Genomic DNA, 23,975 nt, shown 5'->3' with positions numbered 1-23,975 from the left:
ATGTCATTAGCTAGATGCTTTAATGTTGATGACTTTAGAAAGTTAGCAAAAAGAAGACTTCCTTCCCCAATTTTTAATTATATCGATGGTGGTGCAGATGATGAAGTTACTTTAAAAAGAAATACTTCTGCATTCAATGATTGTGATTTAGTTCCAAGTGTTCTGAGAGATGTAAGTTCTATCGATATGTCCACAACTGTATTTGGACAGAAAATTGATATGCCATTATTTCTTGCACCAACAGCAATGCATAGATTGTATCATCATGATGGTGAGAAAGCGACTTCAAGAGCAGCAGAAAAATTTGGAACTTTTTTTGGAATGTCGACAATTGCAACAACTAGTATTGAAGAAGTTGGAAACTTAACAGGTGGTCCAAAATTATTTCAACTTTACATTCATAAAGACAGAGGTTTAACAGACAATTTAATTGAGCGATGTCAAAGAGCTAACTTTAAAGCATTGTGTTTAACGGTAGACACTATTGTTGCAGGTAATAGAGAGCGAGATCATAGAACAGGATTTACAACTCCACCAAAATTAACTTTGGCAAGTTTGATAAGTTTTGCGTTACATCCCGAGTGGACTTTAAATTATTTAATGCATGAAAGATTTAAACTACCCAATCTTCCACATACAGAAAAAGATGGGCAGTCCATAGAAACTTCGGTGATCAACTATATTAACAGTCAATTTGATCCTACAATGAATTGGAAAGATGCAGAGTATGTTGCAAAGAAATGGAAAGGTGCTTTTGCTATAAAAGGAATTGTATCTGTAGAGGATGCAAAAAAAGCAGTAGATATTGGTGCAACAGCAATCATGATTTCAAATCACGGCGGCAGACAACTAGATGCCTCCTTGTCACCATTTGATGTTCTTGCAGATATCGTAGATGCAGTTGGAGACAAAGTAGATGTTATTTTAGATGGCGGGGTTAGAAGAGGAACTCACGTTTTAAAAGCTTTAGCACTTGGAGCAAAAGCATGTTCATTCGGCAAAGGTTATTTATATGCATTATCAGCGGGTGGTCAGCCTGGTGTTGAAGCAATACTTAGAATTATGCACGCTGAAATTAAAAGAGGAATGACTTTAATGGGCTGTAGAAGTGTAAAAGAAATTACTAGAGATAAAGTAATTTTTAGAAAAAAATGAAATTAGCAGATAGTCTTTTTAAACTTGGCACTGAAAATGCTTTTGTTGTTCTTGCAAAAGCAAAAGCTTTAGAAGCTCAAGGAAAAGAAATAATTAACTTAGGAATAGGTCAGCCAGATTTTAGAACTCCAAAACACATTGTTGATGCTGCAAAAAAATCTTTAGATGATGGATTTCATGGCTACACACCAGCAAATGGTCTTTTAGAATTAAGACAAGGAGTATCTCGACATATTAAGAAAATGTATGGAGCAAATGTAGACGCTTCAAGAGTTGTAATCATGCCGGGTGGAAAACCCACAATGTTTTTTGCAATGTTAATGTTTGGTCAGCCAGGCACAGAAATTATTTACCCAGAACCAGGATTTCCAATTTATGAATCGATGATTAATTATTCAGGAGCAAAAGCAGTTCCAATGTATTTAAGTGAGAAAAATAATTTTTCTTTCAAAGTAGAAGAAGTTTTAAAATTAATAAATAATAAAACTCGTTTAATTATAATTAACAATCCGCAAAACCCAACAGGCGGTCTTATCGAAAGAGAACAAATCGATAAACTGGTTGTGGGTTTAAAAAAATTTCCAGAGGTCGCAATTTTAAGCGATGAAATTTATAGCAGACAAATTTATGATAATAAAAAAATGCCTTCTTTTTTTAATTATCCAGAACTTTTTGATCGATTAATAGTTTTAGATGGCTGGAGTAAAACATATGCAATGACAGGCTGGCGCTTAGGTTGGAGTGTGTGGCCAGAAAAAATTATTGAAGATGTTACGAGATTATGTGTGAATGATCATTCATGTCCTTGTGCTTCGACTCAAATAGCAGGCCTTGCTGCATTAGATGGGCCCCATGATTTTTTAGATGAAATGATGAGTCAATTTAACAAAAGAAGAAAATTAATTGTTGATGGATTAAATAGTATTAAAGGAATTACTTGCAACAATCCTGGAGGAGCTTTTTATGTATTTCCTAATATTAGTGGGACTGGAATGAATGGTAATGAGTTTGCAGATAAATGTTTAAATGAAGCGGGCGTTGCAATTATTCCAGGCGTAAGCTTTGGTAAATCTGCCAAAGATTTTGTAAGATTTAGTTTCGCCAACTCTTACGAGAATATAGAAAAAGCTTTAGAAAAAATTAAAAAAACTGTTGTCAAATAAAGTTTTTTTTTAATCTCAAAGATCTATATATATCAATCAAAATAATATAAGTTTGAGCTATGTCCACACTAGTAATGCCACAAATTGATCAATCGGTTTTAAATGGTAGAGAAAAAATTGTTCGTGATTTAAAAAGATTTACTAATCCAATTAATATTATTTCAGATCCCGAAGGCATAACTCCTTATGAAACTGATGCATTGAGCGCTTATAAACAAAAGCCAATGGTCGTTGTTCTTCCTGAAAATACAACGGAAGTTAGTAATATTTTAAAATATTGTCATGAAAACAATATTAAGATTGTTCCAAGGGGATCTGGCACAGGTCTTTCTGGAGGAGCTTTACCTTTAGCAGACGGTGTTTTGTTGGGTCTTAGTAAATTTAATAAAATTTTAGAAATTGATTTTGAAAATAGATGCGTTGTTACTCAGCCTGGAGTTACAAATTTATCTCTAACTAAAGCAGTTGAACACAACGGCTTTTATTATGCACCAGATCCTTCAAGCCAAATTGCCTGCTCAATTGGTGGAAATATTGCTGAAAATTCTGGAGGTGTTCATTCTTTAAAATATGGAACTACAACTAATAATGTTCTTGGTGTTGAAATTGTTTTGATGGATGGAACAGTTATGAAATTTGGTGGAAAAAAATTAGAATCTGAAGGTTATGATTTATTAGGTTTAATTACAGGATCAGAAGGATTGCTTGGAGTTTTAACAGAGGTAACGGTTAAAATTTTAAAAAAACCACAGTCAGTCAAAGCTCTGCTTTTAGGCTTTCAAAGCGTTGAAGATTCTGGTCAGTGTGTTTCAGATATTATTTCAGGAGGAATTATTCCTGCGGGAATGGAAATTATGGATAAGCCTTTGATAAAAGCAACAGACGATTATGCTAAGGCCGGATATCCAAAAGACGTTGAGGCAATTTTAATTGTGGAGTTGGATGGTACAGAAAGCGAAGTAAATATTTTAATAAAAAGAGTAGAAGAAATTGCTAAAAAAAATAAATCAACCTATTTACGCATAAGCAAAAATGATGAAGAAAGATTAAGATTTTGGTTAGGAAGAAAAGCTGCATTCCCAGCAATTGGAGATATGTCACCCGACTATTTATGTATGGACGGAACAATTCCTAGAAAAAAATTAGCCGAAGTTTTAAAAGAAATTACTAAACTTTCACAAAAACACGGCTTAAAAGTTGCCAATTGTTTTCATGCGGGAGATGGAAATCTGCACCCTTTGATTATGTTTGATTCAAATATTAAAAGTGAATTGAAAAAAGCAGAAAAATTTGGCGCTGATATTTTAAAATATTGTGTAAAAGTAGGCGGTGTACTCACCGGAGAACATGGAGTTGGAATTGAGAAAAGAGACTTAATGTGCGAAATGTTTAACGATGAAGACATCCAGCAACAACTAAATATTAAACAAGCGTTTGATGACAAATCTCTTTTAAATCCAGGCAAGGTATATCCAATCCTCCATCGTTGTGCGGAAGGCGGAAAGATGCATGTTCATAAAGGAGACACAAAGTTCAAAGATATCCCAAGATTTTAATGCCGGAAATTTATTCGCCATCAAGCGAACATGAAGTTGCAGATTTTATAAAAAATTGTAATTCACAAGAGTTCCCAATTGAAATTACCGGACATAATTCAAAACCAATTGGCAGATTAATTCAGTGTTCAAAATCTTTAAATTTAAAAAACTTAAGTGGAATTATCGAATATTTTCCTGAAGAACTTTATATTAAAGTTAAATCAGGAACGCCGCTTGATTTAATCGAGAAAGAGTTAGATAAAAAAAATCAGGAATTATCTTTCGAACCATCCGACATGGGATTTTTATATAATGGCAAAAGCAACAAAGGATCTGTTGGCGGAGCTGTTGCTTGTAATTTATCAGGATCACGCAGATTTAGAGCGGGTGCTCTAAGAGATCATATTCTGGGATTTAGAGGAGTAAATGGCAAAGGTGAAATTGTAAAATCAGGGGGAACTGTTGTTAAAAATGTAACGGGTTATGATGTAAGTAAACTTATAACTGGATCTTACGGAACTCTAGTTGCCTTGACTGAGATTGTATTGAAAGTTCAGCCAAAAAATGAAGAGAGCCAAACTTTATTGGTTAATAATATTAACTTAAAGAAAGCTTTAAATATTTTTTCAAAATCAATGCAAACTTCCGTTGAAATTTCAGGCGCCTGTTTTTATCCAGCAAAAATGTCCAAGTTTTTTAAATTGAACGATCTAGATACAACAACTTCAATTACTGCTATCCGTCTTGAAGGACCGAAAATTTCAGTGGTTGAAAGAATAAACACTTTAAAAAAATTATTTGATGAATATAAAAAAACAATTTCAGTTCTTGAAAATTACCAATCAAGAATTTTTTGGCAAAACACAACAGATCTGCAATTTTTTAATAATAGCCCAAATGTAGTTGCGAAGATAATTCTACCACCCGTTAATACTGATCAGTTTATAAATAAATTTGAAAATGAAGAATTGAAATATGTGGTGGATTGGGCGGGCAATTTAATTTGGGCCGAAATACCAGAGAACGATAGCGTGCTACTGAGACAATTAAGAGCAGAAGTTATAAAGCTTGGTGGGCACATGACAATTATTAAGGCGCCAAATCATGTTCGTATCAAAGAGGATTTTTTGACAATAGTTGATGAGAATATTAAAGTTTTATCTTTAAAGATCAAAGAAAGTTTTGATCCTAAAAAGATTTTAAATCCAGGAAAAATGTATTCAGGAATATAATGCAAACAAATTTTACAAAAAAACAATTACAAGATAGCAACATTAGTTCAGCGGATGGAATCTTAAGAAAATGTGTGCATTGTGGATTTTGTAATGCAACGTGCCCAACCTATCAGATCGTAGGAGATGAACTTGATGGTCCCCGTGGTAGAATATATTTAATTAAAGACATGCTGGAAAATAATAAGCCAGCTAATGAAAAAATAACAAAGCACATTGATCGATGCTTATCTTGTTACTCTTGTATGACCACTTGTCCTTCAGGAGTTAATTATATGCATCTTGTAGATCATGCGCGAAATCATATAGAAAAAACTTTTACTCGACCTTTTTTTGATAGATTTATAAGAAGTTTACTTTCTAAAATTTTACCAAGTCCAACCTTATTTAGAATGGCTGGTTACTCCGCAAGATTATTTTATCCTTTTAGATTTTTATTTCCAAAAAAAATTAAAAATATGCTGAAGTATATGCCAAATTCTTTTCCAGCTTCTAAACAGGAAAATAAAGAAATATATCCATCAGCGGGAAAGACCTATGCAAGAGTTGCCTTGCTTACTGGTTGCGTACAAAGAGTTATTTCTCCACAAATTAATGATGCAACAATTGACATATTAAATAGGCACGGGGTTGAGGTAATTGTACCAAAACAGGTTGATTGTTGTGGTTCATTAAATCATCACTTAGGCAAAGAAGATTTGGCGCACAAATCTTTTATAAACAACATTAATTCATGGTTTAAATGGTATGAAGAAAAAAATCTTGATGCAATTTTAGTAACTACTTCTGGCTGCGGAACTACTTTAAAAGATTATGGTTATATTTTTAGAGATCATCCAGACAAAGAACTTAAAAAAAAAGCAAAAATAGTTTCATCGCTTGCAAAAGATGTAACTGAATATTTAGGAAAAAATATTAAATTAAATTATATGAAAAAAGATAAGAAATTTAAAATTGCTTATCACTCAGCCTGTTCAATGCAGCATGGGCAAAAAATACATCAACAACCAATGGATTTATTAAAAAAAACTGGCAACGAAATTGTTGAGATACCAGATGGTCATTTATGTTGTGGATCAGCTGGAACTTATAATTTGCTACAAGATGAAATGGCGACAGAACTATTAAAAAGAAAAGTTTCAAATATTGATAAAGTAAAACCTGACTTTATTTCAACTGGAAATATTGGCTGTATGACGCAGATTTCATCGGGAACACAAATACCTATTGTTCATACCATAGAGATTTTAAACTGGTATACAGGCGGAGAAAAACCTAAAGCAATTAATTTATTATGATGAAAAAAATTTTAGTCACTAGAAATCTACTTCCAGAAAATGAAGAGCGTATTAAAAAAATATTTGATGTAAAATTAAATAAAGAAGACAAAGTTTACTCGAGCGAAGAAGTTTTAAATCTTTCAAAAGACTGTGATGGAATTTTGTGTGTTGGCGGTAATAAATTCGATGCAGCTATTCTAAATAAACTATCAAACACTGTTAAAATTATCGCAAATTATGCAGTTGGTTTTAATAATGTTGACGTTGATGTTGCTACTAAAAAAGGGATAGTTGTAACTAATACACCAGAAGTTTTAACGGACTCAACAGCTGATATTTCAATTTTACTTCTACTAGGAGCATCAAGAAGAGCTTATGAAGGAAGAAAATTTGCAGAGGAGCAAAGCTGGGTTTGGTCTACTAACTTTTTACTTGGTAAACAAATGTCTAATAGAAAATTAGGAATTCTTGGCATGGGAAGAATTGGTAGAGCCGTTGCAAAACGTGCTCGAGGTTTTGGCATGGAAATTCATTATCACAACAGAACTAAATTAGCCGTTAATTTAGAGGGAGGAGCAATTTATCACGATAATATTAAATCGTTATTTAATAACAGCGAATTCCTATCCATTAATTGTCCCGCTACTAAAGAGACTACCAATCTAGTTAATGAACAATCAATTAATTATTTGCCTGATGGCGCTGTCGTTACAAATTCGGCAAGAGGAGATATTATTGATGATACAGCTATGATTAAAGCAATGAAGAGTGGGAAAGTTTTTGCTCTAGGTTTAGATGTTTATAATGGAGAACCAAAGATTAATCCTGAGTATTTAAAATTAAATAATCTCTTTTTACTTCCGCATCTTGGCAGTGCAACTGTAAGAACTAGAATTGATATGGGGGACAGAGCAATCGATAACCTAGAAAATTTCTTTAATAATAAAAAACCTAAAGATCAGGTTAATTAAAAAACATTTAAATAAAATAAATTAAATTAAACTATTTAAAATTATTACAATCAAGAGTTGTTTTTATGTACAATTCTTGTGTTTAGGCATAGTTTTTTTTTTAAAGACGGAACACGTTATTTTTGCTTTAATGACTTTCAGTTAATTAACTAAATAAGGGAAAATAAATGACAAAACTAAAAGACGAAGTTACGTCATTGGAGTCTAAAAAAACTTCAAGACGTAAGTTTTTCAAAGCTGCTGCAGCTACAGGTGCTGTTGCCGCTGCGTCACTTGCTATGCCAAATATTTCAGTTGCGCAAAGTGCAGTGACTCTAAAAATGCAATCTGTTTGGGGACCATCTGATGCAGATCCATTTTACACAATGAATAAACAGTACGTTGAAAAAGTTAACGCAATGTCTGGTGGAACACTTAAAATAGAACTTTTACCAGTAAATGCTATTTTAAAAACTGCTGAAGTAGCAGATGGTGTTAGCACAGGTGTTGTTGATGCCGGTCACACTGTTACAGCATATTGGTATGGAAAAAATCCTGCCGCTTCATTGTTTGGAACAGGACCTTCTTACGGTTTCTCATCTCAAGAATTAATGGGATGGATTGAGTACGGCGGAGGAAGAGCTTTGTATGAAGAAACATTAAGAGCTACGAAATTAGATTACGTAGGTTTCTTTGCAATGCCAATGCCAGCTCAGCCGTTTGGTTGGTTTAAGAAAGAACTTAAAACATCTGCTGACGTTAAGGGTATGAAATACCGAACTGTTGGTTTAGCAACTAACGTTCTTCAAGGCATGGGAATGACTGTTCTTCAATTACCAGGTGGAGAAATTCAACCTGCAATGAAAACAGGTCTTATTGATGCTGCAGAATTTAATAACCCTTCATCTGATAAAAATTTCGGAATGCAGGATGTTTCTAAATTCTATGCACTAGGAAGTTTCCATCAATCACAAGAGATGTTTGAGATAACTTTTAATAAGAAAAAATTTAACAGTCTATCTAAACAACATCAGTCGATCTTAAGAATAGCATCAGAAGCTGCTAATACAGATAACTATTGGTACGCTCTTAAGAGATACTCTGATGATTTAAATAAGCTTGTTAAAGAATCAGGCGTTAAGACTTTTGCAACGCCAAAAGATATCTTGGCTGACCAGATGAAGTCTTGGGATAAAGTAGTTGCTGACTTTTCAGCAAAAGATCCTCTATTTAAGAGAATCGTTGAGTCTCAAAAAGCATATGCAAAATCTGTCATGAAATATTTATTCATGAACCAACCAGATTATACAATTGCTTATAAACAATACTTTGGAGATCCATCTAAAGTAGTAGTTTAATAAAAATTAAATTAATTTCAAAAAGGGGTATGAAAGTACCCCTTTTTGTTTTAAATTTAATAAGAAGTAAATTAAGGGGGATTAATTGAGATTTTATATTTTAGCAGTTGAAGAACTAAATACATGGATTGGTAAAGGCTTCGGCTGGTGTACTTTTGCTTTAACCATTGCTGTTGGCTACGAAATTTTCGCAAGATATTTTTTTAATATGCCAACGTTATGGGCTTTTGATCTTTCAATTCAAATGTATGGTGCGGCCTTTATGATGGCCGGAGCTTATGCCCTTGCAGTTCAGTCACATGTTAGAGCGGATATGTTATATAGAAAAACTTCAATCAAATTTCAGGCGAGTTCAGACTTAATATTATATTTTTTATTTTTTTTTCCAGCTTGCATTGCATTCACTTATACAGGCTATAATTACGCAGCCAAAGCATGGATTTTAAAAGAAACTAGTTGGAATAGTCCAGCGCAAATACAAGTTTATGCATTCAAAACTTTAATACCTTTAGCGGGAATACTTTTAGTTTTACAGGGAGTGGCTGAAGTTTTTAGATGCATCATAGCTCTTAAAGAAGGTCAGTGGCCGGTTAGAAATATTGAAGAAGAAGAATTAGAAAAAGTTTTAATTAAGAAAAAAAGTTAGAAATATAAATGGAACAGACACTTTTAGGACTGACCAATCCGCAAATAGCATTGGTTATGATGTTTAGTTTTATTTTTATTGTTCTTTTAGGTTTTCCTATTGCATTTACTCTTTTAGCACTTGGAATTTTTTTTGGATATTATGCCTACCTTGATCCATCGAAAGTTGCAGAGGCTGGAATTTTTGCAAATAGGATTTTTGATTTAGTTGTTAAAAATACCCATTCCGTAATGGAAAACCATGTCTTGATTGCAGTGCCTCTTTTTCTTTTCATGGGATATGTGGTTGAAAGATCTGGAATTATTACAAGACTATTTGAATCCATTAGAATGGCAACGGCAAAACTTCCAGCATCCATGGCTGTTGCAGCATTAATAACCTGTGCTCTTTTTTCAACAGCAACAGGAATCGTTGGTGCAGTTGTAACTTTAATGGGACTTTTAGCTTGGCCCGCAATGATACGCGCAGGTTATAATAAAAAATTTGCATCGGGCGTTATATGTGCTGGCGGAACTCTCGGTATTTTAATTCCACCAAGCATCATGTTTATCGTTTATGCGGCCATGGCTTCTTTATCACCAATTAGATTATTTGCTGCAGCCTTTATTCCAGGAATGATGTTAGCTGGAATGTATTGTATTTATTGTATCGGTGTTGGAATTTTTTATCCTCATCTTGCTCCAAAACCTAAACTTTCAGAGCTACCGCCCAAACTAGTAATTTATAAAAACTTAATTAAAGATTTTGTCCCTTTACTTATTTTAATTTTATTAGTTCTTGGAGTAATTCTTTTAGGTCTTGCAACGCCTGCAGAAGCTGCTGCTGCTGGAGCAATTGGGGCAATCTTACTTGCATTTTATTATAGAAATATGAATTGGAAAAATCTTAAAGAGTCAGTTTATTTAACAACACGTTCTTCTGCGATGATTATGTGGTTATTCGTTGGCTCTTGGACTTTTGCCTCAGTATTTTCTTATTTAGGAGGTCATAAAGTTTTTGAAGAATTTTTTGCAGGCCTTGGTTTAGAACCATGGCAGTTTTTAGTTCTAACCCAAATTATAATTTTTTTACTTGGATTTCCTTTAGAGTGGACTGAGATATTAATAATCTTTGTTCCAATATTTTTACCTCTTTTAAAGATCTATGGAATTGATCCTTATTTCTTTGCAATTCTTGTTGGATTAAATTTACAAATGTCTTTCTTAACACCACCCATGGCCATGTCCGCCTATTATCTAAAAGGTGTTCAATCAAAAAATGTTTTATTATCTGAAATATTTATTGGAATGATTCCATTTCTTTTTGTTGTTATAATATCAATGATTTTACTTTATAATTTTCAAGGTCTTGCCACTTGGCTTCCAGATGTATTATTTGGCGCTGAAACTAAAAGATAATTTTTTAAATTAAATTATGGATTTATGTTTTCTTTCCGCATTAGAAATAATTGAAAAAACAAAAAAGGGTGAAATCTCATCTGTCGAGGTTGCTAAAAGTTTCATTGATAGAATTGAAAAATTTGAAAATAAAATAAAAGCTTGGGCTTTCTTTGATAAAAAATTCTTTTTAGAAAAGGCTCAGGAAAAAGATGACTGGCGCCTTTCAGGAAAACCCCTGGGACCTCTGCATGGACTTCCTATCGCTATAAAAGATATTTTTAAAACTGAAGATATGCCAACACAATATGGCACACCTATTAGAGAAAATTATCAATCAAGAGACGATGCAAAAGTTGTAAGTATCTTAAGGTCAGCAGGAGCTATTATTATGGGCAAAACCGTTACCACTGAACTTGCATACTTTGATCCTGGGAAAACTACTAATCCTCATGATTACTCAAGAACTCCAGGCGGTTCTTCCAGTGGTTCAGCAGCAGCTGTTGCTTCTTTCATGGCGCCACTTGCAATAGGTTCACAAACTAACGGCTCAACAATACGTCCTGCTTCTTATTGTGGGGTGGTGGGTTATAAACCAACCTATGGTTTAGTCTCAAGAGATGGAGTCTTAAGACAATCTTTTCTTTTAGATCAAGTTGGAGTGATTGCAAGAAATGTTGAGGATGTTGCGCTTTGCTCATCAGTCATTATCCAAAAAGACCTTGAAGATAAATCAACTATTTCTTTTCCAACGGAAGACTTTTTAAATCGTGTTCAAGCAAAACCTTTTTTTGAGCCAAAATTAATTTTTATCGCAACTGCTAAATGGAAAAATTTAGATGAAGTTGCAAAAAAAGATTTTGAAAAGTTTCTTAAAAAAATTGACAAACAAGTAACAGTTTATTCAAATCCTAGTTATTTTGAGAAGATTTTTGATTATCATAAAATAATTCATGAAACAGATATGGCTTATAATTTTTTATCTACTTATGAAAAACATAAAAAAAAAATAGGAAAAAAAATGATCGAGGCTATTGAACGAGGTCTTTCTTATAAAGCAAAAGACTATGCTGAAGCGGTTGATCAAATGGCAATTATCTATGACACTTTCAAAGAAGCATTCCATCACTACCACGCGATCATTACTCCCTCAACTACAGGTTATCCACCAAAGGGACTTTCATATACGGGAAGCCCGGAGTTTTGCACAACTTGGACTTACTTAGGAATGCCAGCAATTACATTGCCATTAATAAATGGACCTGATAAATTACCCTTAGGGGTTCAGTTAGTTGGTGAGAAACTAGATGATGCTAGATTATTGCAAACCGCTAATTGGCTTTTAAAAAAAAATAAAACAAAATGATTAGAACTTTAAGTATCATCATCGGTGTAATTTCAGTTTCATGGTTTTTTTATCAGATAGCAACAAGCATAACCAAGTCACCAATTATTACTTTTTCAGCATCAATACCCGTTTGGTCAGTTTTAGTTCTTAGTTTGGGTTTTTTTTTATATGATGCCTATGATCATATTAAAAAAATAAAAAAATAAATTTTTCTTTAAATATCTTTGAAAAAAAAAGAAGTTTCGATTTTCGCTTTCTTTTTATTATTTGCTCAGCCCATTTTTATGACTAGCAATCTAGCTATTGCAAGAGGTGCTTCAGGTTTTATTCCTCCAGTATCCCTTGCTTTTTGGAGGTGGTTACTTGCGTTTTTAATTTTCCTACCCTTCGTTTTTCCATCAATTAGAAAAAATTTTAAAGACTTAATATCTGAAGCACCTAAACTTTTAATATTAGGTCTTACCGGTTTTACTTTTTGTGGAGCTTTTCCTTACATAAGCGGACTTACAACAACGGTTATAAATATGGGGATTATCTATTCAGCATCTCCTATATTTATAATTTTAATCTCAGTAATATTTTATCGAGAAAAAATTACCAAACTTCAATTGTTTGGAACTTTATGTTGTCTATTTGGCGTTCTTATAATTGTTTGTAACGGTCAGTTTAAAAATTTAATTAACTTATCATTTACTAAAGGTGATCTATGGATTTTAGGAGCAATGATAAGTTGGGCTATATATTCCGTGTATTTAATGCATTGGAAAAGTAAATTTGATTTATTTACTAAATTTACATTAATGGCTTTAGCAGGAACTATTTGTCTTGCCCCAATGTATTATATTGAGGAAAAATATTTTTATACAACTGTATTTAATAAAGATTTTTATTTTTGGGTAATTATTGCTGCCATTTTTCCAGGAATTATTGCATTTCAAATGTATGCAAAATTACAAAAATATCTTGGTGCCAGTCTTACTGGTCTGACGGTTTATATGATGCCAATTTATAGTGCTTTGTATGGTTATTTTTTATTTAATGAAAAATTATATAACTTTCATTGGATTGGTGGATTTTTTGTCTTAGTAGGAATAATTTTAGCTAATAAAAATTTTTTTAAGATTAAATGAGTAGTTCAATCAAAACAGTAGGCTTTATTGGCACAGGTTTAATGGGGTTGCCTATGGCAAAAAACATTTTATCTAAAAAATTTAAATTAAACGTTTGGAATAGAACTTCAGGAAAAACTTTAGAGCTTCAAAAAAAAGGAGCAAAAATTTTTAAAGATATAAAAGATTTAGTAGAAAATTCCAAAGTAATCATTTCAATGCTTGCAAACGATAATGTTTGTAAAGCAATTCTTATAAAAAAAATTCATCCATATTTAAAAAAAGGGCAGATTGTAATTGACATGAGTTCAACAACTCAAAATACAGCTTTAGAAATTGGCAAAGCTTTAAAAAAGAAAAAAGCAATTTTTTTAGACGCACCTGTTTCTGGTGGAACGATAGGAGCAGAAAAGGGAACGCTTGCGATTATGGTGGGTGGAGAAAAAAAAATGTTTAAAACTATTCTGCCATTGTTTAAAAGCATGGGAACAGCAATCTACGTTGGAAAAACTGGTTGTGGCCAAGTTGCAAAATTAGCAAACCAAACAATAGTTGGAATCAGCATTGGAGCTGTATCTGAGGCTTTAATTTTAGCAGAAGCAGCAGGAGCAGACCCTAAAGCTGTAAGAGAAATTATGTTACGTGGGTTTGCAGGAGGTCCAATTCTTAAAAACCATGGATTAAGAATATTAACTAAGAATTTTAAACCTGGTGGCAAAGCATCTACCCAACTAAAAGACATGAATAATATAATTGCAACTGCGAAAAAATATAAACTTAATTTGCCAATTGCAAAAAAAGTACAAGAACTTTACGCAAAGACAGTAAAATCTGGAAGAGCTAATCTAGATCATAGTGCTTTATATTTGTTTATCAAGGCACTCAGCAGATAATGAAATTAAGACAAGTTTTTTTATACGTCTTTTTATCTTTAAGCATTCTTTATGCTTGCGTTTGTACATATATGTACATTTTTCAGAGAAATTTTTTATATCTTCCCGGGCAAAATAATAATTTGCGTGGCGAGAAATTAAACTTAGAAATCAAGGAAATATCTGTGCCTTCAACAGAGAACATTACCTTAAAAGCGTGGTTTTATAATAACCCCAAGAATAAATATACCGTTTTATTTTTTCATGGAAATGCCGGGGGATTAGAAAAAAGAATTTATAAGTTAAATGAATTTAAAAATTTAAATTTGAATTATTTAATTATTTCTTGGCGAGGATTTAGTGGTAACAAAGGAAGTCCAACAGAACAGGGCTTATATAGTGATGCCAGAAGTGCTTTAGAATGGTTACAAAAGAATAATATTTCAAAGAATAAAATTATTTTATATGGAGAATCTTTAGGCACGGGCGTTGCAGTTGAAGTTGCTCAAAATCAAAAATTTGCAGGAATTATTTTGGAGTCTCCCTACACTTCTATCGTTGATGCCGCCAAGATTTATTATCCATATTTACCAGTAGATCTAATATTAAAAGATAAATATTTAAGTTTAAAAAAAATTAAAAATATTAATTCACCAATTCTTATAATGCATGGCGGAGCAGATATAATAATACCTATTGCTATGGGGAAAAAGTTATTTGATGAAGTTCAATCAAAAAAGTATGGATACTTCCCGCAATTTGATCGTCATATGATGACTTATAATTCTGAGCTTAAACTTGAATTGCAGAAATTTGTAAAAACTTTAAATTAGTTTTTAATAAAAGCTTGCACAAAGTCTTTTGCAATAAAGTTATCTAAATCTTCTTCTTTTTCACCAACTCCAATTGCATAAATTGGAATTTGAAATTGTTTTGCAATAGCAACAAGAATGCCGCCTTTTGCAGTCCCATCTAATTTAGTCATAATAATTCCAGAGATTGGTGTAATTTTTTTAAATTCCTCAATTTGATTAATTGCATTCTGCCCTGTAGTCGCATCAAGAACTAAAATAGTTTCATGAGGTGCGTCTGCATCAATTTTTTTTAAAACTCTAATAATTTTAGAGAATTCTTCCATTAAATTCTTCTTGTTCTGAAGTCGTCCTGCCGTATCAATCACACAGTAATCAGCGTTGTTTTGTTTTGCATACTCAAAACTTTTAAATGCAACAGAGGCTGGATCTGAGCCAATATCTGATTTTATTATTTCTACATTAATTTTTTTGCACCAAAGTTCTAATTGATCAATCGCTGCAGCTCTAAAAGTATCTGCCGCTCCAACAATAACTTTATGTCCTTGAGATTTGAGTTTCTTACATAATTTGCCAATCGTCGTTGTTTTACCAACTCCATTAACTCCACAAACTAATACGACCGTGGGCTTATTATGTTTTTTTGTAAAAAAATCTTTTTGGAGTGGTATTAAAATTTCTTCTATTTCTTTAGCAATAGCTTGAAAGAAATTTTCCTTCGTTAATTCTTCTTTACTATATTTTTTATTGGCTATATTTTTTCTAAATTCTTCTACAAAGCCAACGCCAACATCCGCTTGAATAAGAATATCTTCTATATCCTGAAGTATTTCTGCTTGTGGTTTTGATTTATTAAAAACTTCATCAATTCCTTTTGTAAATTTTTCTGATGTTTTTTTAAGACTGTCTTGAAGTTTTTTAAAAAAATTCATTAAGAACTATATTTTAAGACTAATATTTTTAATATTTGAAACAGATCCAGTCATTATAATATGTTTGTCTTTAGCCCATTCAATATGGAGTGTTCCGTTTTTAAAATGAATATTAACTTTTTTTCCAGTCAGGCCTAATTTATTTGCAGCTACTGCAGTAGCGCAAGCAGCTGTACCGCAAGCAAGCGTTAAACCAGCCCCTCTTTCCCAAACTTTCACTGCAATATTTTTTTTATTTATTACATCTGCAAATGTAACGTTGCATCTTTCTGGAAAAAATTCGTGATGTTCTATTTGAGGGCCAATTTTTTTAAGTAATTCAAATGTTATATCTTTAAAAAAAATAATATGAGGATTACCAACACTCAAAGTATATCCTGATAAAATTCCAAAATGTTTAGTTTTAATCTTAACATTTGCATGGTTCATTTTTTTCACTAAAGGGATTTTTTGCCAATCAAAATTTGGAATTCCCATATCAACAGATACTTCAGTTTTTCCAGTAAGTTTTGCTTTTAGAATTCCACTTTCAGTATTAATTTTAGATTTATTTAATTTTTTTTCATTCATTAAAAAATATGAAATACATCTAGAACCATTACCGCACGCACCTGTTTCTCCGCCGTCTGAATTATAAAAAGTTATTTTAGCGTTTGTTTTTTTTTCTTTATCTTTGTCTATAATAATAATTTGATCACAACCTAGCCCTTTTTTTCTGTCAGAAATATTTATAATTTGTTCTTTTGATAGATCGATTTTATCTTTTCTCCTATCAATGATGATAAAGTCATTGCCTAGGCCATCCATTTTATAAGCTTGTATTTCGGTCATCTAATTTATTGTTGTATCTTACAAATATTCTCAATTATTGACTTTTAAAATAGTAAAATATACTTTTAATAAAATTTTCCACAAAAATAAGCAGGTTTTGTGGTGTCCTTCTAATGAAGGAGATCAACACTAGTCAGCGATATTCGCCCACTAGTGCGATTGCTGCTGGAGAAAAAAAATGTTTGAAAATTTAACAAGTAAAATTGAGTCTGCTTTTTCTTTTTTTAATAAAAGCACTCAATTAGATGAAAAACAAGTTGATGAGGGATTGCGAAAGATCCGTCAGGCTCTTCTTGAGTCCGATGTTGCTCTTTCTGTTGCTAAAGAATTTATTGCAAATGTTAAACCAAAAGCAATCGGCCAAGAAGTCTTAAAATCTATAACTCCAGGTCAGTTACTTGTTAAAATTGTATATGATGAACTCGTTAAAATTTTAGGCAGTGAAAAATCAGAAATTAATCTTAATATAGTTCCGCCGGCAAAAATATTAGTTGTTGGTTTGCAAGGTTCAGGAAAAACAACAACCTCAGCAAAGATTGCAAAATTTATTGAAAAGAATTTTAATAAAAAAGTGATGTTATCGAGCTTAGACGTTTATCGTCCGGCAGCTCAAAAACAATTAGAGTTATTAGGCAGTCAAAATAATATTCAAACAATTCCAATTATAGAAGGACAACTGCCAATAGAAATTGCCCAAAGAACTTTGGCTGCAGCTTCTTTATCTGGCTCTGACGTAATTATTTTTGATACTGCAGGACGAACGCAAATTGATAGCGTGATGATGAGTGAATTAAATAATCTTAAACAGATAATTAATCCAATCGAGACTTTTTTAGTTGCTGACTCTTTAACAGGACAAGACGCTGTAAATATCGCTAGTGAATTTAAAAAAACAGTCGATTTAACAGGAATAATATTAACAAGAATAGATGGCGATGGAAAAGGTGGCGCCGCCCTTAGTATGAAGTCTGTCGCTAATTGTCCCATTAAATTTTTAGGAGTTGGTGAAAAAATTGATGATTTTGAAATATTTCATCCAGAAAGAATTGCAAATAGAATTCTAGGAATGGGAGATGTTGTTTCTCTTGTTGAAAAAGTATCTGAAAATTTAAAAAAAGAAGAAGTTGAAGAGCTAGAAGAGAATTTTAAAAAAGGACAATTTACCTTTAATGATTATTTAAAACAAATTAGACAAATGAAAAAAATTGGTGGCATGGGAAAAGTTCTAGGAATGATCCCCGGCATTTCAAAAATTAAAAAACAAATAGATGAGGCCGATATTGATGAGAGTCTTCTTGGAAAGCAAGAAGCAGTTATTTTATCGATGACCCCTAAAGAAAGAGATAACCCAAAAATTATTGATGGATCGAGAAAAAAAAGAATAGCGAGTGGTTCAGGAACCGACATCGCTTTAGTCAACAAGCTTCTAAAACAACATAAAATGATGACAGGAATGATGAAAAGAATGTCTCAAGGTGGCGGAAGAAATTTTGGAGGGGTAGATGGAATACCTCCGGAATTATTTAACAATCTAAAATAGAAAGGTAAACAAATGTTAAAAATAAGACTATCTAGAGGGGGAACAAAAAAAAGACCCTTCTATCAAATCGTAGTTGCAGATTCTAGAAATCCAAGAGATGGAAAATTTATTGAAAAACTTGGATACTTCAATCCATTATTACCAAAAAGCAAACCAGAGAGATTAAGCTTAGAGTCAGAAAGAATAACTCATTGGATTAAAATGGGAGCGCAGCCTACTCTAAGAGTTGCAAAATTTTTAGGTGCTGCAAATCTTGCCCCAGTTCCTGAAAAAAGAAATAATCCAATTAAAGCTTTGCCTAAAAAGAAAGCTCAAGAAAGATTAAAAGCAGCGCAAGCTCCAAAAGAAGCACCAGCAGCAGCTCCAGTAGCAGAAGCGGCTCCAGCAGCAGAAGCAGCTGCTCCAGCAGCTGAACCAGCTCCTGTAGAAGCACCAAAGGCTGAAGAAAAAGCACCAGAAGCGGAGGCACCAAAAGCAAATTAACTATTATGTGGTCTGCAAAAATATTCACTTTATATCCAGAATTTTTTCCAGGGATTTTAGATATCGGGCTTTATAAAAGAGCTAGAGAAAATAAAATCTGGTCACTCGATGTTGTTAACATCAGGGACTATGCTTTAGATAAGCACGGAAGTGTGGACGACACTCCTTTCGGTGGAGGAAGTGGAATGGTTATGCGTGCCGATGTAATAGATAGTTGTTTGGATAAAAATATTAAAAACTCTAAAAACGAACTTATTTATCTAAGTCCAAGAGGTGAACTGTTAACGCAAAAAGTTGCAAAACAATTATCACAAAAAAATGGAGTAGATCTTATTTGTGGACACTTTGAGGGAATTGATCAGAGAGTTATAGAAGACAGAAAGATTAGAGAAATAAGTGTTGGTGATTTTATTTTATCCGGCGGTGAAACAGCAGCATTTGTTTTTTTAGATTCCATACTTAGATTGTTACCAGGCGTTCTTGGCAATTCTTCCTCTTTAAACGAAGAGAGTTTTGAAAATAATTTATTGGAATATCCTCAATATACAAAACCCCAAGAGTGGAAAGGAAGAACCGTTCCGGAAGTACTTTTGTCTGGGAATCACGCTAAAATTAAGGACTGGCGCTTAGCACAATCCGAGGATATAACACGACGCCAGAGACAAGACTTATGGGAAAAATATCACAAATAATTAAATTTTAATGCAAATTTCTACAATGAGAATAGACGAATTAGATAAACTTCATATTAAGAAAATTGGTGAAAAAAAGTTACCAGAATTTTCTCCAGGAGATACTTTAAAAGTAAACGTTCGAATTATCGAAGGAAAAAGACAAAGAATACAAGCTTACGAAGGAGTTTGTATTGCTAAAAAAAATAGAGGAATTAATTCTACTTTTACAGTTAGAAAAATTTCTTTTGGTGAAGGCGTTGAAAGATTATTTCCAGTTCACAGTCCAAACGTAGAGTCCGTTGAAGTAATTAGAAGCGGAAAAGTAAGAAGAGCAAAACTTTATTACTTAAGAGAAAGAACTGGTAAATCAGCCAGAATTACAGAAAAAATTAGAAAAAAAATTGGTGTAGATATTATTCAACCTTTACCAAAAAAAGAGGCAGTCCAAAATATTGAAGCACAAGCAGATGTAGCTGCTGAACAGGCTCCAAAAAATACGGAAAAAGCTTCAACGCCAAAGACAGAAGCTCAGAATAAAAAGAAGTAATACTAGTTTTTATTTAATGGCAAAGACACTTTACGACAAAATATGGGAGAGTCATTTAGTTGATGAGCAAAATGACGGAACATCACTTTTATACATTGATAGGCATTTAGTTCACGAAGTAACGAGTCCGCAAGCATTTGAGGGATTACGTTTATCAAATAGAAAAGTAAAATTACCTGGCTCAACATTAGCAGTTGTCGATCATAACGTTCCAACAACTGACAGATCAAAAGGAATAGCTGATAAAGAATCCGCAATTCAAGTTGAGACTCTTTCTAAAAATTGCAAAGATTTTGGTATAGAATTTTTTGGTTTAACAGACAAAAGACAAGGTATTGTTCACGTTATTGGTCCTGAACAAGGATTTACTCAACCTGGAATGACAATTGTTTGTGGAGATAGTCACACTTCAACTCACGGTGCATTTGGTGCATTAGCTTTTGGAATTGGAACTTCAGAAGTAGAACATGTTCTTGCAACGCAAACTTTAATTCAAAGTAGAGCAAAGAATTTTAAAATTAGTGTTGATGGTAAATTACCATTGGGAGTGACCGCTAAAGATGTAATTTTATCTATTATTGGAAATATCGGAACAGCAGGTGGAACGGGTTACGTTATTGAATACTCTGGGGAAGTTTTTAGAAATTTCTCTATGGAAGAAAGAATGACGGTGTGTAATATGAGTATAGAAGCTGGTGCTCGAGCTGGACTTGTTGCTCCTGATCAAAAAACATTTGATTATATTAAAGGAAGACCTTTAGCTCCTAAAGGAGATAATTGGGAAAAAGCACTAAAATATTGGAGCACTTTATATACTGATAAAGATGCAAAATTTGACAGAGAACTTCATTTGCAAGGCAAAGATATTGAACCAACTGTTACTTGGGGTACAAGCCCTCAAGATATAGCCTCTATTAATGGAAAAGTTCCTGATCCAAATTTAGAAAAAAATGAAGATAGAAAAAAATCTATACTAAGATCTTTAGAGTATATGGGCTTAGAACCTAATACGGCTATCCAGGATATTAAAATTGATAAGGTTTTTATTGGCTCTTGTACCAATGGAAGAATTGAAGATTTAAGAGAAGTTGCAAAAATAGTTAAAGGAAAAAAAGTAAATAAAAGCGTTGATGCAATTGTTGTTCCGGGCTCTGGACTTGTAAAATTGCAAGCCGAAAAAGAAGGTTTAGATAAAATATTTAAAGAATCAGGATTTGATTGGAGAGAACCTGGATGCTCAATGTGTCTTGGAATGAATCCGGATCAATTAAAACCAAAAGAAAGATGCGCATCTACTTCAAATAGAAACTTTGAGGGAAGACAAGGAAGAGGTGGAAGAACACATCTTGTGAGTCCAGTTATGGCAGCCGCTGCTGCTATCGAGGGTAAATTTGTAGATATTAGAAAGATTATTTAATGGAAAAATTTACAAAAGTTAAAAGTATTGCAGCCGATCTTCAGATCTCAAATATTGATACGGACATGATTATTCCAAAACAATTTTTAAAGACAATTAAAAGAACAGGCCTTGGTTCTGCTTTGTTTTATGAAATGCGTTATGATGAAAAAGGCAACGTAATAAAAAATTTTATTTTAAATAATGCCCCTTATAACAAAGCAAAAATTTTGATCTCAGGAAAAAATTTTGGTTGTGGATCTTCAAGAGAGCATGCGCCGTGGGCGTTATTAGACTTTGGTATTCGATGTATAGTCGCTGAAAGTTTTGCAGATATTTTCTATAACAACTGTTTTAAAAATGGAATTTTACCAATTGTTCTTCCAGAAAATCAGGTTAAAGAATTATCTGAAGCTGCAAAAAAAAATAAAGAAATAGAGATAGATTTGGTCGATCAAAAAATTCATAAAGGAGACAACAGACCTTTTGATTTTGAAATTGAGTCATTTAGGAAAGAATGTTTGTTAAATGGTTATGACGACATTGCTCTTACTCTAAAAAAAGATGCTAAAATTAACATTTTTGAAAAAAATAAAAAAAATCTAACTCCTTGGTTATATTAATGAAAAAAAAACTTCTTATTCTTGCTGGAGACGGAATTGGACTGGAGGTAATGAATGAGGTTAAAAAAATTATTGTTTGGTTTAATAAAAATAAATCTAGTGATTTTGATATTACCGAAGAATTAGTGGGCGGAATTTCTTTTGATAAGCACGGCACTCCAATTACTGATAAAGTAATGGATATTGCAATGGCAAGTGATGCAGTTTTATTGGGAGCTGTTGGCGGACCAAAATGGGATAAATTAGAATTTTCAAAAAGACCCGAGCGAGCTTTATTAAGACTTAGAAAAGAATTAGAATTATTTGCAAATTTAAGACCTGCAATTTGTTTTAAAGAACTTGCTAATGCATCTACTCTAAAGCCAGAAGTTGTTTCTGACTTAGATATTATGATTGTGCGAGAACTTACAGGGGGTATCTATTTTGGAACTCCAAGAGGAGTTGAAAAATTATCTAATGGGGAAAAAAAAGGTACAAATACACACACTTATACATCAAGCGAAATTCAAAGAGTTGCCAGGGTTGCTTTTGAACTTGCAAGAAAGAGAAACAATAAAGTTACTTCATGTGAAAAATCTAATGTCATGGAAGCAGGTTTATTATGGAGAGAAGAAGTAGAAGAATTGCATAAGAAAGAATTTAAAGATGTCGAACTTAGTCATATGCTAGCAGATAATTGTGCTATGCAATTAGTTAGAAATCCTAAACAATTTGATGTGATCGTAACTGATAACTTGTTTGGAGATATGCTTTCAGATGAAGCTGGAATGTTAACAGGTTCACTTGGAATGCTACCTTCAGCATCATTAAGTGGAAAGAATAAAGATGGAAAATTTAAATCAATGTATGAACCTTGTCATGGTTCCGCACCTGATATAGCGGGTAAGAATATTGCAAATCCACTTGCATCAATCTTAAGTTTTTCTATGGCTTTACGTTATTCTTTTGATATGGACAAAGAAGCAGATATGCTTGATCAGGCAGTTAAAGATGTTCTTAAAGACGGCTATAGAACTCAAGATATAATGGAAAAAGGTCAGAAAAATGTTTCAACTACAGAAATGGGAGACTTGGTTATATCCAAATTAAAATAATGAGAGCAAATATTGCAATTGTAGGAAGCACAGGAAACGCAGGCAGAAAAACAATTGAAGTTTTAGAAAGACGAAAGTTTCCAGTAAATATACTTTATTTATTAGCTTCAAAAAAAAGTGTTGGAAAATTTATAAAATTTAGAAATAAAAATATTGAAGTTAGAAGCTTAGAAGATTTTGATTTTAGAAAAGTAGATATTACTTTTTTTTGTGCAGGATCTAAACTTGCAAAAACTTGGGCACCAAAAATTGCAAAAGACTCAATTGTAATTGAATACTCAAGTTATTTTAGATCATTCAAAGACATCCCGTTGATTGTTCCTGAAGTGAATGAACATGCAATCAAAGATTATAAAAAGACAAATATTATTGCCAATCCCAACTGCTCAACAGCACAATTAGTTGTGGCTTTAAAACCTCTTCATGACAAATTTAAGATAAAAAGAGTTGTAACGTCAACTTATCAATCAGTATCAGGAGCAGGAAAAGCTGCTATGGATGAATTAATTTCTCAGACAAAAGATTATTTAAGGAATAAAAAAATTAAACCTAAGAAATTTACAAAACAAATAGCGTTTAACGTTATTCCACACATCGATGTTTTCATGAAAGATGGATCTACAAAAGAAGAGTGGAAAATGGAAAATGAGACAAAAAAAATATTAGACAAAAATATTAAATTAACAGCAACATGCGTGCGTGTTCCAGTGCTTGTTTCTCATTCAGAAACTGTCAACGTTGAATTTAAAAAGAAATTCGATATTCAGCAAATACGCTCAACTTTAATGAAAGCGCCCAGCTGCAAAGTTGTTGATCAAAAAAAGAACGGAGGCTATGCAACTCCTATAGAGTCTGCTGGAAGCTTTTTAACTTATATTTCTAGAATTAGAAGAGATCCTACAAAAAATGCTGTGAATATGTGGATTGTTTCTGACAATTTATTAAAGGGAGCGGCCTTTAATGCAGTGCAAATCGCGGAGGTTTTAGTTAAAAAGCATATAAGAAATAATTAAATA

General features: G+C 32.7%; 24 protein-coding genes. 22 read left to right on the top strand and 2 right to left on the bottom strand.

The features are described from left to right. The 14 genes from AC8GER_RS05535 to AC8GER_RS05470 all read left to right on the top strand — a co-directional run bounded on the left by AC8GER_RS05535 (nucleotide 1) and on the right by AC8GER_RS05470 (nucleotide 14,860). Complete coding sequence (locus tag AC8GER_RS05535) at nucleotides 1-1,155, top strand: alpha-hydroxy acid oxidase (protein ID WP_506597839.1); 1,155 nt, start codon at nucleotides 1-3, stop codon at nucleotides 1,153-1,155. Then, a complete protein-coding gene (locus AC8GER_RS05530) occupies nucleotides 1,152-2,318 on the top strand; it encodes a pyridoxal phosphate-dependent aminotransferase (protein ID WP_506597838.1) in 1,167 nt (388 codons plus the stop codon). The genes AC8GER_RS05535 and AC8GER_RS05530 overlap by 4 nt, the downstream gene beginning before the upstream one ends. 59 nt (nucleotides 2,319-2,377) lie before the next feature. Continuing rightward, complete coding sequence (locus tag AC8GER_RS05525) at nucleotides 2,378-3,874, top strand: FAD-linked oxidase C-terminal domain-containing protein (RefSeq protein ID WP_506597837.1); 1,497 nt, start codon at nucleotides 2,378-2,380, stop codon at nucleotides 3,872-3,874. Further along, the gene (locus AC8GER_RS05520) at nucleotides 3,874-5,088 is read left to right on the top strand and encodes an FAD-binding protein (protein WP_506597836.1); all 1,215 of its coding nucleotides are present in this window, start codon (nucleotides 3,874-3,876) and stop codon (nucleotides 5,086-5,088) included. The genes AC8GER_RS05525 and AC8GER_RS05520 overlap by 1 nt, the downstream gene beginning before the upstream one ends. Continuing rightward, nucleotides 5,088-6,386 carry a glycolate oxidase subunit GlcF gene (gene glcF, locus AC8GER_RS05515; protein WP_506597835.1) on the top strand — a complete coding sequence of 433 codons (1,299 nt, stop codon included), beginning with the start codon at nucleotides 5,088-5,090 and terminating at the stop codon, nucleotides 6,384-6,386. Before AC8GER_RS05520 ends, glcF begins: the two co-directional genes overlap by 1 nt. Further along, nucleotides 6,383-7,339: a 2-hydroxyacid dehydrogenase gene (locus tag AC8GER_RS05510; protein ID WP_506597834.1), complete on the top strand. Its 957-nt coding sequence runs from the start codon at nucleotides 6,383-6,385 to the stop codon at nucleotides 7,337-7,339. Before glcF ends, AC8GER_RS05510 begins: the two co-directional genes overlap by 4 nt. Before the next feature lie 167 nt (nucleotides 7,340-7,506). Then, on the top strand, nucleotides 7,507-8,676 hold the full coding sequence (locus tag AC8GER_RS05505) for a TRAP transporter substrate-binding protein (RefSeq protein WP_506597833.1): 1,170 nt from the start codon (nucleotides 7,507-7,509) through the stop codon (nucleotides 8,674-8,676). Between the two features lie 85 nt (nucleotides 8,677-8,761). Further along, complete coding sequence (locus AC8GER_RS05500) at nucleotides 8,762-9,322, top strand: TRAP transporter small permease subunit (RefSeq protein WP_506597832.1); 561 nt, start codon at nucleotides 8,762-8,764, stop codon at nucleotides 9,320-9,322. An 8-nt stretch (nucleotides 9,323-9,330) separates the two neighbouring features. Further along, on the top strand, nucleotides 9,331-10,719 hold the full coding sequence (locus tag AC8GER_RS05495; RefSeq protein ID WP_506597831.1) for a TRAP transporter large permease: 1,389 nt from the start codon (nucleotides 9,331-9,333) through the stop codon (nucleotides 10,717-10,719). Nucleotides 10,720-10,735: 16 nt separating this feature from the next. Beyond that, nucleotides 10,736-12,064 carry an amidase gene (locus AC8GER_RS05490; protein ID WP_506597830.1) on the top strand — a complete coding sequence of 443 codons (1,329 nt, stop codon included), beginning with the start codon at nucleotides 10,736-10,738 and terminating at the stop codon, nucleotides 12,062-12,064. After that, complete coding sequence (locus AC8GER_RS05485) at nucleotides 12,061-12,252, top strand: hypothetical protein (RefSeq protein ID WP_506597829.1); 192 nt, start codon at nucleotides 12,061-12,063, stop codon at nucleotides 12,250-12,252. The genes AC8GER_RS05490 and AC8GER_RS05485 overlap by 4 nt, the downstream gene beginning before the upstream one ends. Before the next feature lie 78 nt (nucleotides 12,253-12,330). Beyond that, entirely contained in the window at nucleotides 12,331-13,176 is an 846-nt protein-coding gene (locus AC8GER_RS05480) for a DMT family transporter (RefSeq protein ID WP_506597828.1), read from the top strand. Then, nucleotides 13,173-14,048 (top strand): NAD(P)-dependent oxidoreductase, encoded by an 876-nt coding sequence (locus AC8GER_RS05475; RefSeq protein ID WP_506597827.1) that lies wholly within the window; start codon nucleotides 13,173-13,175, stop codon nucleotides 14,046-14,048. Before AC8GER_RS05480 ends, AC8GER_RS05475 begins: the two co-directional genes overlap by 4 nt. Next, entirely contained in the window at nucleotides 14,048-14,860 is an 813-nt protein-coding gene (locus AC8GER_RS05470) for an alpha/beta hydrolase (protein WP_506597826.1), read from the top strand. The genes AC8GER_RS05475 and AC8GER_RS05470 overlap by 1 nt, the downstream gene beginning before the upstream one ends. Here the strand turns inward: AC8GER_RS05470 and ftsY are convergent. Further along, nucleotides 14,857-15,771, bottom strand: coding sequence for a signal recognition particle-docking protein FtsY (gene ftsY / locus AC8GER_RS05465; protein ID WP_506597825.1), 915 nt, complete (start codon nucleotides 15,769-15,771; stop codon nucleotides 14,857-14,859). The genes AC8GER_RS05470 and ftsY overlap by 4 nt on opposite strands. Nucleotides 15,772-15,777: 6 nt before the next feature. Beyond that, on the bottom strand, nucleotides 15,778-16,602 hold the full coding sequence (gene dapF / locus AC8GER_RS05460; protein WP_506597824.1) for a diaminopimelate epimerase: 825 nt from the start codon (nucleotides 16,600-16,602) through the stop codon (nucleotides 15,778-15,780). A gap of 178 nt (nucleotides 16,603-16,780) precedes the next feature. On the opposite strand from dapF, the gene ffh reads away from it, so the two are divergent. From ffh to AC8GER_RS05420, 8 genes are read left to right on the top strand one after another with little or no spacing between them, the layout of a single operon-like run. Next, nucleotides 16,781-18,142, top strand: a complete 1,362-nt coding sequence (ffh, locus tag AC8GER_RS05455) for a signal recognition particle protein (protein WP_506597823.1) — start codon at nucleotides 16,781-16,783, stop codon at nucleotides 18,140-18,142. A gap of 12 nt (nucleotides 18,143-18,154) precedes the next feature. Continuing rightward, nucleotides 18,155-18,625 (top strand): 30S ribosomal protein S16, encoded by a 471-nt coding sequence (gene rpsP / locus AC8GER_RS05450; protein ID WP_506597822.1) that lies wholly within the window; start codon nucleotides 18,155-18,157, stop codon nucleotides 18,623-18,625. Between the two features lie 5 nt (nucleotides 18,626-18,630). Further along, nucleotides 18,631-19,317, top strand: coding sequence for a tRNA (guanosine(37)-N1)-methyltransferase TrmD (trmD, locus tag AC8GER_RS05445; RefSeq protein WP_506597821.1), 687 nt, complete (start codon nucleotides 18,631-18,633; stop codon nucleotides 19,315-19,317). 10 nt (nucleotides 19,318-19,327) lie between these two features. Then, nucleotides 19,328-19,846 (top strand): 50S ribosomal protein L19, encoded by a 519-nt coding sequence (rplS, locus tag AC8GER_RS05440; protein ID WP_506597820.1) that lies wholly within the window; start codon nucleotides 19,328-19,330, stop codon nucleotides 19,844-19,846. Between the two features lie 16 nt (nucleotides 19,847-19,862). Continuing rightward, a complete protein-coding gene (leuC, locus tag AC8GER_RS05435; RefSeq protein ID WP_017970211.1) occupies nucleotides 19,863-21,263 on the top strand; it encodes a 3-isopropylmalate dehydratase large subunit in 1,401 nt (466 codons plus the stop codon). After that, nucleotides 21,263-21,865, top strand: coding sequence for a 3-isopropylmalate dehydratase small subunit (leuD, locus tag AC8GER_RS05430; RefSeq protein WP_506597819.1), 603 nt, complete (start codon nucleotides 21,263-21,265; stop codon nucleotides 21,863-21,865). The genes leuC and leuD overlap by 1 nt, the downstream gene beginning before the upstream one ends. Beyond that, complete coding sequence (gene leuB / locus AC8GER_RS05425; protein ID WP_506597818.1) at nucleotides 21,865-22,959, top strand: 3-isopropylmalate dehydrogenase; 1,095 nt, start codon at nucleotides 21,865-21,867, stop codon at nucleotides 22,957-22,959. Before leuD ends, leuB begins: the two co-directional genes overlap by 1 nt. Beyond that, the gene (locus tag AC8GER_RS05420) at nucleotides 22,959-23,972 is read left to right on the top strand and encodes an aspartate-semialdehyde dehydrogenase (protein WP_506597817.1); all 1,014 of its coding nucleotides are present in this window, start codon (nucleotides 22,959-22,961) and stop codon (nucleotides 23,970-23,972) included. The genes leuB and AC8GER_RS05420 overlap by 1 nt, the downstream gene beginning before the upstream one ends. The last annotated feature ends 3 nt before the right edge of the window (nucleotides 23,973-23,975 follow it).

This window comes from Fontibacterium abundans (SeqCode) (genome assembly GCF_965235095.1).
In the GTDB taxonomy this organism is placed as follows: Bacteria; Pseudomonadota; Alphaproteobacteria; order Pelagibacterales; family Pelagibacteraceae; genus Fontibacterium; species Fontibacterium abundans.
The sequence above is the reverse complement of the archived record's forward strand: the minus strand, read 5'-3'. Positions and strand labels throughout refer to the sequence as shown.